Genomic DNA, 12,425 nt, shown 5'->3' on the forward strand with positions numbered 1-12,425 from the left:
GAATCCGGTCCTTTGGCATGCCTGATCCGTGGGAATTTCAACCGGTTCTGGTGGCGTGTGGTCGTAGCGGGGCCTTCCTTTGTGTCCGATTCTGGTGAATCAGCCATCCGCACACCTTTAATCATGTTCTGTGTGTCCGATTCTGGTGAAACGGACAAACAGAACGCTGGTTACCTCTCCGCCTTGGCTGATTCACCAGAATCGGACACACAGAGGGGGAAGACAGCCAAACGCCACGGCGGGAAGACTACCTCAGCGCCCGCCCCGCGGAACCTAGCTGCCTGCAGGCCTCGACCACACGTGCGGCCATCGAGGATTCGGCCTCACGGCCCCACGAGCGTGGATCGTAGAACTTCTTATTGCCGACTTCACCATCAATCTTCAGCACGGAATCGTAATTGCGGAACATGTGTCCTGCGATTGCACGTGAGAACGCATACTGCGTATCCGTATCAATGTTCATCTTGACCACGCCGTAGCTAACCGCTTCCGCAATCTCAGCCGCCGACGATCCGGAACCGCCGTGGAACACCAGGGGGAACGGCTTGCCTTCCGGCATGTCCGGCAGCGCACAAGTGGAAACGTGTGCGGCATCAACGCTTCCCAGGCGTCCGTCATGCGCGGCCGCCCATACTTCGGACTGAATGTCGTGCAGTAATCGTGGACGCAACTGCACTACGCCCGGCTTGTATGCGCCATGCACGTTGCCGAAGGTGAACGCGGCCATATAACGGCCGTGTTCACCCAACCCCAGTCGTTCCGCCACGCGCACGCCATCGGCGGGCGTGGAGTACAGTTTGTCGTTGATTTCCGCGGAATGGCCGTCCTCTTCGCCGCCGACCGCGCCAATCTCAATTTCGAGCACGGTGTGCGCCTTCACGGACTTTTCCAGCAGCTCCTCGGCGATGTCAAGATTCTCTTCCAGCGGAACCGTCGAGCCGTCCCACATGTGGGACTGGAACGTCGGCTCTTCACCGTGCTTGACCTGCTCCGCCTCATGCGCAAGCAGCGGGCGGACCCATTCATCCAGATATTGTTTGGCGCAATGGTCGGTGTGCAGTGCCACCGTAATGTTCGGATAGTGTGCGGCCACCTCATGCGCGAATGCGGCGAATGCGAGCGAGCCGACCACACGATTGTTGACCGATTGTCCGGAGAAATATGCGGAACCGCCCACCGACACCTGGATGATGCCGTCGGATTCCGCCTCGGCGAAACCCTGCAACGCAGCGTTCAGCGTCTGCGTGCTGGTCACATTGATTGCGGGATATGCGTAGCCGCCACGACGTGCGGCATCCAGCATCTCGGCATAACGTTCAGGAGTTGCGATAGTCATGTCTCCATTATGTCTCGTTTTGTGACACTTTGGTTTTCTCATTGTGGTTTTGCGGGCCTCCGGCGGTCGGATCGTTTGCCGGCGCGGCAACGTCGCCTACAATTGCGGTAATCCCAATACGACGTCACGGCAATAGCAGCGAAAGAAGCCAGCATGACTTTGGAAGACGATATTGAAGAGCTGTCTTTTGAGGATAGCGTCCGTCCGCCGCGCAAACATCACACTTGGTTGCGCGTCATACTTGCGATGTTGCTGACCGTACTGGTCGCAGGAGGCGCAACGGGCGGCTGGTATCTGTGGAACTATCATTTGCGCCGCATTCCGGTTACCGTCAATCGTGTCGACCGTCTCGTTCGCATCGACAGCACGATTGCGACCCTGCTCCATGACAACGATGATTTCAACGCCAAGCCAGGCCGTCTGCTGGATATCACCGGCAAGGTCCTCGACAAGCGCGGCGGTGGAGCGATCATCGTGAAACGTAATGGCGCCGCCGTGGCAACCGCGCAACTTGGCAGCACACGTATGGCCGACAACGACGTAATCACCGTGGAATCCGGTAAGGATCAGACCGAAGCGCATACGGTACGGTACGACACCGTCAAATACGGTACCGACATCAATCTCAACAATGGGCCGCTGCAGGAAGTCAAACAACTCGGCAAGGACGGTATGAAAGAGATTTGGGTCGGGCGGAGATCCAAGAAGGAAGTCGACAAGGGATTCAAGAAGGAACCGCAGAATCTGGTGGTACAGTCGCGTTCGCCACGACCGGCCGGACGTAAGGTAATCGCATTGACGTTCGACGACGGGCCAAGCCAATACAGCGACGCGATTCTGGACATACTCAAGGAGAAAGGCGTGAAGGCGACGTTCTTCGACGTCGGCGAAAGCTCCGCGCAATACCCGAAGCAGGAGAAGCGCATGCTTGCAGAAGGTCATCAGGTGGCGAGTCACAGCAACACGCATCCATACATGCCGAAGATGGGGCGTGACGAGTTGCGCGCGGAGATCACGGCAGGGTTTGACAATCTGAAGAAGGCATCCGGACTGGAAACGAAGGTGATGCGTGCCCCATATGGTGCGTTCGGCGTGGAACAGTGGAAGCAGTGCGCCGACCTGCTTGACATGAACGTGCTGTGGGATATCGATACGGAGGATTGGAAGATGCCCGGTGCGCAGGCCATTCATGATGCGGTGTTGAACAATGCGCATAACGGCGCGGTGGTGCTGATGCATGACGGCGGCGGCGACCGGTCGCAGGACGTGGAGGCGTTGCCGGGGATTATCGACGATCTGAAGAAGCAGGGGTACGAGTTCGTGACTGTCGAGCAGCTGAGTGAGATGTAGAGCCTGGGGTGGATGGCGCCGGACGGGGTCGTGTGTTGCGGCGCTGCCGGGATTCCGTTTGTCCGATTCTGGTGAATCAGCCAAATAGCGTGCCTCGCTGTGCGCCTGAATGTCCGATTCTCCAGAATCGGACAGATGAGGGGTGAAAAGGCGGGCGTGCATGGCTGATTCACCAGAATCGGACAAACAGGATTGGCGACCCGCAGTAGAGGGCTCAAGGTACGCTGTTTTCGGCGGAATAAGGCGACAGCGTGGAGGTGCGTTATGCCGGGTATCGTGTTGATTGGCGCTCAGTGGGGCGACGAGGGTAAAGGCAAGGCCACCGATCTCATCGGTACCAAAGTCGATTACGTTGCACGCTTCAACGGCGGCAACAATGCAGGCCATACCGTGGTGGTCGGAGACGAATCGTACGCACTGCACCTGCTGCCATCCGGCATCATCAGTCCGACGGCGACCCCGGTCATCGGCAACGGTGTCGTGGTCGATCCCGAAGTACTGTTCGAGGAGATCGACGGCCTTGAAAGCCGCGGCGTGGACTGCTCCCGACTGTTGGTGAGCGAAAGCGCACACATCATCGCGCCGTATCATCGTGTACTCGACAAGGTGACTGAACGCTTCCTCGGCAAACATAAGATCGGCACCACCGGCCGTGGTATCGGTCCGGCTTACGCTGACAAGATCAATCGTGTCGGCATCCGCGTGCATGACCTGTTCAACGCTGAGCATCTGCATGACAAGGTCGAGGCGAGCCTGCATCAGAAGAATCAGATGCTGGTCAAACTATACAATCGTCGTCCGATTGATGTGGACCAGACCACCGACGAGCTGCTTAAGCTCGGTGAACGTCTGAAGCCTTACGTTGCCAATACTTCCTTGGTGTTGAACAAGGCGCTTGACGAGGGCAAGACCGTATTGTTCGAGGGCGGCCAGGCCACCATGCTTGACGTGGACCATGGCACCTACCCGTTCGTGACATCCTCCAACCCGACCGCCGGCGGTGCCTGCACTGGCACCGGCGTTGGACCGACCAAGATCACCCGCGTGATTGGCGTCTCCAAAGCATATGTGACCCGAGTCGGTGAGGGACCGTTCCCGACCGAGCTGTTCGGTGAGGATGGCGACTGGCTGCGTGCCCAAGGCCACGAATACGGTGTGACTACTGGTCGTCCGCGTCGTTGCGGCTGGTTTGACGCGGTCGTGAATCGTTACGCATCCCAAGTCAACGGTCTGACCGATATCGTGCTCACTAAGCTTGATGTGCTTACAGGTCTTCAAGAGATTCCGATTTGTGTGGCTTACGACGTAAATGGTGAACGCCACGACGATATGCCGACCGATCAGGCTGAATTTGCCGTCGCGAAGCCCATTTACGAGACCATGCCGGGCTGGACCGAAGACATTTCCCAAGTGCATGATTTCAACAATCTGCCGCAAACCTGCCAGGATTACGTCAAGCGTCTTGAAGAGCTGTCCGGATGCCGCATTTCCGTGATCGGCACCGGCCCGCAGCGCGATCACATCATTCAGATCAATTCGCTCGTCGACTGATTCCCGCTGCGCTTCATTGGTAGTGTACGTATGATTGGTGTCGGCAGGTGTACGCCTGTCCGGCACCTTTTTTATCCCCTATTTGTCTGATTCTGGAGATTCGGACAAACAACTGGTGATCTGACATCCTTGTTTGTCCGATTCTGGTGAATCGGACATGCGTGGGCGAGTTTGGATGCGTATGTGTCTGATTCTGGAGATTCGGACACATGGGGGTTGATATTGGAGGCGCGACTGGCTGATTCACCAGAATCGGACAGTCTGTGTGAAGACGTAACGGGCAAGGAGACGGGAGCGCAATGCGATGAGTTCGATTCCGACCATCGACAGGCTGATTCCACGCTTCGACCATCTGAAATGGAAGATGGCCGCGGCCGGCGTTGCTGTTGGTCTGATTTCCGGCTTGTTGGTGGTTGTTTACCGTCTTGGTATCGAATATGGCACGGATTGTGCACGTTGGATGTACGCGCAGATCCGTAACCAGCCGTGGCTGCTTGTGCCGTGGATGGCTGCGGCCGCTGGCAGCGCCCTGCTTATCGCTTGGATGGTTGACAAAGAGCCGATGGCCGGTGGCAGTGGCATTCCTCAAACCAATGGTGTGGTGATCGATGGTTTGAAGATGCGTTGGCAGAGCATTTTGCCGGTTCGTTTCGTTGGTGGTCTGCTGGGGTCGCTGTTCGGTCTGTCGCTGGGCCGTGAGGGGCCGTCCATTCAAATCGGCGCGTCTGGAGCGCAGTTTCTGTCGCATCGTTTGCGTGGGCGGCGTCGTGAGGATGCGCAGGAGCACTATCTGGTGTCCGCTGGTGCCGCTGCCGGCCTTTCCGCCGCGTTCAGCGCCCCGCTTTCCGGCATGATGTTTGCGCTTGAAGGTATTCATCGTAGTTTTTCGCCCACTATTTTGATGGGTGCGACCGCTGCTTCGCTGACCGCCGATTTTGTTTCGAAATATTGTTTCGGACTGCGTCCTGTGTTGGATTTCGGCGCTGTCGGGCAACTGCCTCTTGCCGAATACATTTGGTTGATTCCGCTGGGGATCGTCGCCGGTCTGGTCGGTTCGCTGGTGAACCGTTCCCTGCTTGGATTGCAGACGTTATATGGCAAGCTGCCTGCGTGGATTCGCCCGATGGTTGCCATCGCGATCGCGTTGCCGGTCGGCATCTGGCTGCCGGACGTGCTTGGCGGCGGATCGAATCTCATCGCATTGTCCGAAAAGGCCGAATCGGGCATTGGTATGTTGTGCATATTGTTTGCGGCGAAGATGATTTTCACCAGCACCAGTTTTGGTTCCGGTACCCCCGGTGGCATTTTCATGCCGATTCTGGCAATCGGCTCATTGGCTGGTGGCATCTGCGGCGAGGCTGCACGTCAGTTTTGCGGATTGCAGTCGCAGTCCGTGGCTGTGTTCGCGGTTTGTGTGATGACGGGTACGTTGGCCGCTTCCGTAAAGACTCCGATTACTTCGATTTTGCTGGCTGTAGAGATGTCGGGTACGTTGACGCACATGCTGCCGATTGCGGCATCGGCCTTCATCGCGCTTCTTGTCTCCGATTTGCTGCGTACCAGGCCGATTTATGGCGAACTGTTGGCACGGTATATGAAGGCGCGAGGCATGGAATCAACCGTTGTGAGCCAGGTCGGCAGCGGTGTGATGGAACTTCCGCTGGAGATGGGTGCCGAAGCGGAGGGCAAGCGCGTACGTGACGTGGCATGGCCGTCAGGCTGTCTGATTATCGGATTGCGTCGTGGCGAGCGTGAGATCGTGCCGCGCGGTGATACTACGCTGCGTGCCGGTGATTATTTGGTGGTGCTGTTCAGTGGCGAGGAGGAACGCAAGGTGCGTCTCGCCATGCGTCGGCTGTGCGATGTCGGACTGTGAGCGCCCTACACGGCTGTCCGATTCTGGAGATTCGGACATCTGTGGGCGTTGCAGAGGGCATTACGTGTCTGATTCACCAGAATCGGACACGTGGTCGGATTGCGTCGTGGCAGCGTGTACACTCGTGCAATGTCGGGAAGACGGTATCTGCGACTGGTGCATCGTTGTGTGACCAGTCGCGAGAACGGTGTGGTTCATGAGTGAGCGTCTGAAAGTTTTGGAATAAGGGAGCGACATGGAATCGCAGACACGGGGTCCGTTGCATGGCGGACAGGCGGATGACGAGCCCAAGCCGCCCAGGCGGCTAGGCGCGGGGGAGGACCCGAATCCGGCGACGCAGGCGATCAGCGTGGTTGAGGCGGCCAACGCTGATGCTCAACCTCAAGGTGCGGCTGCGGCTTCCAATCCTCCTCAGATTCCTCTCGCCCCGTTAAAGCGTGTGCAGGCACGATTCAATCCTCTGGCCGACGGACTGATGTATCTGGTGGTGTTCGTCGGCGGTTTCGTCGGCGTGGGACTTCGTCGCGTGCTTGATGAGATGATGCCGGCGGCTGAGGGACAGCCGTTCGTACCGGGCACCTTCGTGTCGAATATGCTTGCCTGTTTCCTGTTCGCCATGCTGGTTGAATACATGGCGGTCGCTTCATGGTGGCCCCGCCGCATGCGTCAGATCGCCAGTCGCGGCATTGGTCTGGGGATGCTCGGAGGGCTTTCCACCATGTCCGGGCTCATGTTGGAAACCATGGAAGGAATGAGCACACATCATGTGACGGGTGCATTGTTGTATCTTGCAATCAGTTTCGTCGGAGGCATGATTGCGTCTGTGGCGGGCCTCGGGATTATGCAGTTGCTGCTGGCGCGCCGCACCCGCAGAGCCGTACGTGAAGCATTACGTTTGTCCGATTCTGGTGAATCGGACAAACAGGGGGCTGACAGACACTCACGTTTGTCCGATTCACCAGAATCGGACAACTTGACGATGAGGAAGGGGCTGGCCGAAGGGTATACGCAGGTGAAAGTGGCCGATATGGCGCATTCCGCCGCTCAAGCCGCGTTGGAGGCGGCTGCGGCGGCGCAGGCGGCTGCGACCACGGCCGCGCGGGCCGCGCAATCCGAATCTGTGGAATCGCAGGAATCCCCAGGGTTGGCGGAGCTTGCCGACGCGACGCGGCGGAATAGTCCTGTACCGTCCGTGAATCCGCCGAGTTTCGAACCCAAGCCGATCACTGCGGAGATTCCGCTGGTCGCCGATCCGACCACGGGGGAGGTGCGCTGATGATGTGGCTGCTTTGCTTCTTCGGCGGCATCGGGGCCATGGCCCGTTATGTGCTTGATGTGTCGATTCAACGTAGCTGGAATCGTTCCTTCCCGTTGTCCACGCTGGTGATCAACGGTATCGCCTCGTTATGTGCGGGCATTGCGATGATGTCATATTATGCGCAATCGGTGGATTCTCAGACCGTCATGCTGTTCCTGACCGGTTTTCTGGGCGGGTTTTCCACGTTCTCGACGGCCATCAATGAAGTGCTGTCATTGATTCGCAAGAAGCGTTTCGCGATGGCGTTGGGGTATGGCGTGGCGACGGTTGCGGTGCCGCTCGTGTGCGTCGCATTGGGTTTCGGATTGGCTTCGCTCGCCCGTTGACAAACGTCAGGCGCGGCAAAATGTCAGATGCGCGAGAATGCCGAAAAATCGGGCAAAAACGTTGTTTTGCCGGCAATCATGTCCCATTTTCCGACAGCGGTTGACCATTCCGGCACCATAGCCAATCCGTCTGAGAGAGCTCTCCGCCGACCTTCCCGCGTAATTTCCGTGTTACAACTCCGGCGTGAGAGTAACCTTCCGGAAATCTGAGTGCAACTGAGAACGCCGTTTCTTCTCCTACGTTGTGGAAACAACAAGAGAGGAAATCCTATGACAGCCGTATCTCACATTGCACGGCATCGTCGATCGGGAATCGTAATACTATGTTCGATCTTCGCCGCTCTTTCGATGCTATTCATTCTGCCACCCGACTCAGCCATGGCGGCCGACGCCGTGGATGTCTGCAATCCGACTTCCGACAACGGTTGCGTCAACGGCATTCTGCAGGATGCCGACAAGAAAGCGATTGCGGATATCACCGTGAAGCTTTCCGGTACGGAAGAAGCGGAAACAACAACCGATGCCGACGGCAAGTGGGCGTTTTCAGTCAAGGATGACGGCGATTACACCGTCACCATCGACGAATCCGTGGCCGAAGAGCACGGATTGAAGTCGAGCAGCGCCACGGTGACCATCAAGAAAGCCAGCTTCGACAAGCAGCGCGGCGTGGTCCGCTTCGACCAAGTCAACGACTCCGCATCCTCTGGCAGCTCGTCCTCCGACTCGGCCAAATCCGGCTCCGACAGCTCCAGCTCCTCAGGCACCGCAACGGTATCAAAGAAGAAGGCCGGCTCCAACATCGGCAAGCGCATCTGGCAACAGCTGTACTCCGGCATCATCTTCGGCCTGATGCTTGGCCTGATGTCAGTCGGCATGAACCTCGTCTACGGCACCACCGGCCTGCAGTCGTTCTCGCACGGTGAGCAGGTGACGCTCGGCGGTCTCATGGCATATGTCGGCACGCAGATGCTGCACATGCCGGTCGTGGCCTCCGCCATTTTCGCCATCGTCATCGGCGCAATCACAGGTCTCATCCAAAACGAAATCGTATGGGGCCCGCTGCGCCGCCGCCATGTCGGCACCATGCAGCAGATGATCGTCACCATCGGCCTGTCGATGGCATTGCAATACACGTTCCAGTTCTTCTTCGGCGGTGACATCAAGGGCATCGTCAAATCGGTGCCGGACAGCTTCCAGCTCGGCCCGATCACGACCGACATGCCGACGTTGCTGTCCGCGCTAATCGCCATCTGCGTGATCATCGGCGTCACATTGTTCCTCTACAAGACCCGTCTCGGCAGGGCAACGCGAGCCGTGTCCGACAATGCGGCGCTCGCAGCGGCTTCCGGCATCAACGTGGACCAGGTGGTACGTGTCGTCTGGATCCTGTCATGCTCCATGGCCGCACTATCCGGCGTGCTGTTGGGCATCTATCTCAACGGCATCTCCTGGAACACCGGAGCGACCCTGATCCTGCTGATGTTCGCGGCCGTCACGCTCGGCGGCCTCGGTACCGCCAACGGCGCACTCATCGGTTCGCTGGTCATCGGCATCGTGGCGGACATGAGCTCGCTCGTCATCCCCAACGACATGCGTTACGCCAGCGCGCTGGCAATCCTCATCATCGTTCTGCTGGTGCGCCCGCAGGGCATCTTCGGCAAGCAACAAAGGGTGGGCTGATTCATGGACATCATGACAATCATCTCCAATGCGGCGGGCGAGCTGATCGCCCCGACCACGGCGGCATACGTACTCGCCGCCATCGGTTTGAACATTCACTTCGGTATGACGGGCCTGATGAACATGGGTCAGGCAGGCTTCATGCTGCTCGGCGCGTACGGCTTCGCAGTCACGCAGTCGATGGGCTGCAACCTGTTCGCCTCCGTATGCGCGGCGCTCGCTCTTGCCGTCATCTACGCACTGCTGCTTGGCATTCCGACGTTGAAGCTCGGCCCTGACTATCTAGCCATGGTCACGTTGGCTGCCGCGGAAATCATCCGTATCATCGGCAGGTCGACGGCCATGACGAATCTCACCGGCGGTTCCGCCGGCATTTCCCCGCAGGATTTCACGGAGAAGTTCGAGGCGCTTTCCCCGCTGCCCGATGGTTCGACCACGTTCCTGCTGTGGACCTACAGCAACAACATTGCGAACTCCTGGTGGCTTCGCATCGTGGCCTGGATTCTGGTGGCAATCGCGGCGTTCCTGTGCTGGCGTTGGTTCCACTCGCCGTGGGGGCGCATGCTCAAGGGCATCCGCGAGGATGAGAACGCGATCCGTTCGCTCGGCAAGCCGGTTACGAAATACAAGATGGAATCGTTGATTCTCGGCGGTCTGTTTGGCGCGATGGCAGGCATCATCTTCGTGCTGCCGCGTTCCGTGCAGCCGGATTCGCTCGGTCGTACCGTCACCTTCTATGTGTGGACGATTCTGCTGCTGGGTGGCGCGGCCACGATTCTTGGCCCGGTACTGGGCTCCTGCGTGCTGTGGGTATTGCTCACCTTCGTCAAGGAGGTCATGCGTAATACGGTTCCCGAAACCCTGATCTCCTCCAACCAGATCGAAGCCCTTGGCTGGGTGATCGTCGGCGTCGCGCTGATGTGCCTGGTGATCTTCAGGCCACAAGGCTTGTTGGGCGACCGAAAGGAGTTGGCTTTCCATGCCTGATACAACGAATACTCAACAGCCCGCCGTGTCGTCTTTCCCTCAGCCGGGCGTCCCGTTCCATGATCTGACGAAATGGGCCACCAAGGCGCCAGAAGGTGAAACCCTGATCTCCACCGCTTACAGGGACAAAGTCACCGAGGATCTCAGGTTCGTGGAGAACAAGCCGGGCGTGCATAAGCCCGATCCGATTCTGATCGCCGACAACGTGACCCGCAAATTCGGCGGCATGACCGCCGTGGACGTGGGCCACTTCGAGATCGAACGCCACGGCATCACTGCGTTGATCGGTCCGAACGGTGCCGGCAAGACCACGTTCTTCAATCTGATGACCGGCTTCGATACGCCGAATACCGGCACTTGGCAGTTCGACGGCAAGGACATGGCCCACGTGCAGCCTGAGAAGGTGGCACGTATGGGCATGGTCCGCACATTCCAGCTGACGAAGGTCATGAGCCGTCTGACCGTGCTTGACAACATGCTGCTTGGTGCGCCCGTGCAACCAGGTGAGGGCATGTTCCGTGCGCTGTTTCCCGGAATGTGGAAACGTCAGGAGAAAGAGAACGTTGAAAAGGCGGAAGCGCTATTGGAACGCTTCCTGCTGATCAAGAAGAAAAACGATTATGCGGGCGCGCTTTCCGGAGGCCAACGCAAACTGCTGGAGATGGCACGTGCGCTGATGTCGGATCCGCAGCTGGTGATGCTTGACGAACCGATGGCCGGCGTGAATCCGGCGTTGAAGCAGTCGCTGCTCGACCACATCATGGCATTGCGTGAGGAAGGCACGACGGTGCTGTTCGTGGAACATGACATCAACATGGTGCGTCATATCGCCGATTGGGTCACCGTGATGGCGGAAGGCAAGATCGTTGCCGAAGGTCAGCCGAAGAGCGTGATGAGCGATCCGGCTGTGATCGACGCCTATCTGGGTGCGCATGCCAATGTGGACCTGGGTGACGATTCCGTGCTTGAAGATTTGAAGGAGGCCTGAGATGAGCGACATCGTAAGCGTCACCGATCCGGCAGGTTTGTCCGATTCTCCAGAATCGGACATCCAGACGGGGAATCCGGTGGTCTCTGTGTCCGATTCTGGAGAATCGGACATTCAGGAGGGGAATGTTGGTTCCCAGTTGTCCGATTCTGGAGAATCGGACACGCAGGGTGGGAGCGCGGACGGTTTGACCCGTGCGCAGATCCACGTGGGAGAACCCGATGGCGAGCCCCTGCTGGACGCGGTCGATCTGATCGCCGGGTACATTCCCGGCGTGAACATCCTCAACGGTGCCTCCCTTACCTTGCATGAGGGCGAAATCGTCGGCATCATCGGTCCGAATGGCGCCGGCAAGTCCACATTGCTCAAGTCGCTGTTCGGTCTGGTGCATATCCACTCCGGAAAGCTGTTGTTGAAGGGCGAGGACATCACCAACCTGCGTGCCGACAAGCTTGTCTCTCGCGGCGTCGGTTTCGTGCCGCAGACCGAAAACGTGTTCCCCAGCCTGACCATCGCGGAAAACATGCATATGGGCGCATTCCAGGCGCCGAAGCTGTTCAACGAGCGGTTCGACTACGTGTGCTCCATCTTCCCCAAGCTCGGCCAACGCAAGAACCAGCTTGCCGGCCAGCTTTCCGGCGGCGAACGCCAGATGGTGGCCATGGCCCGCGCCCTGATGATGAAGCCATCCGTACTGTTGCTGGATGAGCCTTCCGCAGGTCTGTCCCCGATGTTGCAGGATGAGACCTTCATCCGCGTGCGTCAGGTCAATAAGGCCGGTGTCTCCGTGGTTATCGTCGAACAGAACGCCCGTCGTTGCCTGCAGATCTGCGATCGTGGCTACGTTCTCGACCAGGGCCGTAACGCATATTCCGGCAAGGGCCGTGACCTGATGGAAGATCCGAAGGTCGTTTCCCTCTACCTCGGCAATCTGGAAGAGGAGGTGGAAGAGGAAGGGAGATGAAGTGACGGCAGAACTCTGGGAATCACGGAACGGAGCGCATGCCGCCTTT

Annotated in this window: 10 protein-coding genes; 9 read left to right on the plus strand and 1 reads right to left on the minus strand. The window is 58.4% G+C overall.

Annotated features, from left to right (window positions below):
* Positions 1–247: 247 nt before the first annotated feature.
* A complete protein-coding gene (gene fbaA, locus HMPREF1494_RS06495) occupies positions 248–1,336 on the minus strand; it encodes a class II fructose-bisphosphate aldolase (protein ID WP_034521178.1) in 1,089 nt (362 codons plus the stop codon).
* A 153-nt stretch (positions 1,337–1,489) separates the two neighbouring features.
* Between fbaA and HMPREF1494_RS06500 the strand changes: the two genes are divergently transcribed.
* The 9 genes from HMPREF1494_RS06500 (at position 1,490) to HMPREF1494_RS06540 (ending at position 12,376) form a co-directional block, all read left to right on the plus strand.
* Complete coding sequence (locus tag HMPREF1494_RS06500) at positions 1,490–2,686, plus strand: polysaccharide deacetylase family protein (protein WP_034521181.1); 1,197 nt, start codon at positions 1,490–1,492, stop codon at positions 2,684–2,686.
* A 264-nt stretch (positions 2,687–2,950) separates the two neighbouring features.
* Entirely contained in the window at positions 2,951–4,237 is a 1,287-nt protein-coding gene (locus HMPREF1494_RS06505) for an adenylosuccinate synthase (protein ID WP_034521184.1), read from the plus strand.
* A 304-nt stretch (positions 4,238–4,541) separates the two neighbouring features.
* The gene (locus tag HMPREF1494_RS06510) at positions 4,542–6,113 is read left to right on the plus strand and encodes a ClC family H(+)/Cl(-) exchange transporter (RefSeq protein ID WP_034521187.1); all 1,572 of its coding nucleotides are present in this window, start codon (positions 4,542–4,544) and stop codon (positions 6,111–6,113) included.
* A gap of 235 nt (positions 6,114–6,348) precedes the next feature.
* On the plus strand, positions 6,349–7,389 hold the full coding sequence (locus HMPREF1494_RS06515) for a FluC/FEX family fluoride channel (RefSeq protein ID WP_034521189.1): 1,041 nt from the start codon (positions 6,349–6,351) through the stop codon (positions 7,387–7,389).
* Positions 7,389–7,757: a fluoride efflux transporter FluC gene (locus HMPREF1494_RS06520; protein WP_003837984.1), complete on the plus strand. Its 369-nt coding sequence runs from the start codon at positions 7,389–7,391 to the stop codon at positions 7,755–7,757. Before HMPREF1494_RS06515 ends, HMPREF1494_RS06520 begins: the two co-directional genes overlap by 1 nt.
* Positions 7,758–8,027: 270 nt before the next feature.
* Positions 8,028–9,437, plus strand: coding sequence for an ABC transporter permease subunit (locus HMPREF1494_RS06525; protein WP_034521193.1), 1,410 nt, complete (start codon positions 8,028–8,030; stop codon positions 9,435–9,437).
* Between the two features lie 3 nt (positions 9,438–9,440).
* On the plus strand, positions 9,441–10,424 hold the full coding sequence (locus tag HMPREF1494_RS06530) for a branched-chain amino acid ABC transporter permease (RefSeq protein ID WP_003837981.1): 984 nt from the start codon (positions 9,441–9,443) through the stop codon (positions 10,422–10,424).
* A complete protein-coding gene (locus tag HMPREF1494_RS06535; protein ID WP_003842940.1) occupies positions 10,417–11,412 on the plus strand; it encodes an ABC transporter ATP-binding protein in 996 nt (331 codons plus the stop codon). Before HMPREF1494_RS06530 ends, HMPREF1494_RS06535 begins: the two co-directional genes overlap by 8 nt.
* A 1-nt stretch (position 11,413) precedes the next feature.
* On the plus strand, positions 11,414–12,376 hold the full coding sequence (locus HMPREF1494_RS06540; RefSeq protein WP_034521194.1) for an ABC transporter ATP-binding protein: 963 nt from the start codon (positions 11,414–11,416) through the stop codon (positions 12,374–12,376).
* Positions 12,377–12,425 lie beyond the last annotated feature (49 nt).

The organism is Bifidobacterium sp. MSTE12 (assembly GCF_000513015.1).
In the GTDB taxonomy this organism is placed as follows: Bacteria; Actinomycetota; Actinomycetes; order Actinomycetales; family Bifidobacteriaceae; genus Bifidobacterium; species Bifidobacterium dentium.

Excerpts from the sequence above, each read along its gene's own strand:
- HMPREF1494_RS06520 (WP_003837984.1), top strand. The coding sequence starts at position 7,389 with ATGATGTGGCTGCTTTGCTTCTTCGGCGGCATCGGGGCCATGGCCCGT.
- HMPREF1494_RS06510 (WP_034521187.1), top strand. The coding sequence starts at position 4,542 with ATGAGTTCGATTCCGACCATCGACAGGCTGATTCCACGCTTCGACCAT.
- HMPREF1494_RS06540 (WP_034521194.1), top strand. The coding sequence starts at position 11,414 with ATGAGCGACATCGTAAGCGTCACCGATCCGGCAGGTTTGTCCGATTCT.
- HMPREF1494_RS06535 (WP_003842940.1), top strand. The coding sequence starts at position 10,417 with ATGCCTGATACAACGAATACTCAACAGCCCGCCGTGTCGTCTTTCCCT.
- HMPREF1494_RS06500 (WP_034521181.1), top strand. The coding sequence starts at position 1,490 with ATGACTTTGGAAGACGATATTGAAGAGCTGTCTTTTGAGGATAGCGTC.
- HMPREF1494_RS06525 (WP_034521193.1), top strand. The coding sequence starts at position 8,028 with ATGACAGCCGTATCTCACATTGCACGGCATCGTCGATCGGGAATCGTA.
- HMPREF1494_RS06505 (WP_034521184.1), top strand. The coding sequence starts at position 2,951 with ATGCCGGGTATCGTGTTGATTGGCGCTCAGTGGGGCGACGAGGGTAAA.
- HMPREF1494_RS06515 (WP_034521189.1), top strand. The coding sequence starts at position 6,349 with ATGGAATCGCAGACACGGGGTCCGTTGCATGGCGGACAGGCGGATGAC.
- fbaA (WP_034521178.1), bottom strand. The coding sequence starts at position 1,336 with ATGACTATCGCAACTCCTGAACGTTATGCCGAGATGCTGGATGCCGCA.
- HMPREF1494_RS06530 (WP_003837981.1), top strand. The coding sequence starts at position 9,441 with ATGGACATCATGACAATCATCTCCAATGCGGCGGGCGAGCTGATCGCC.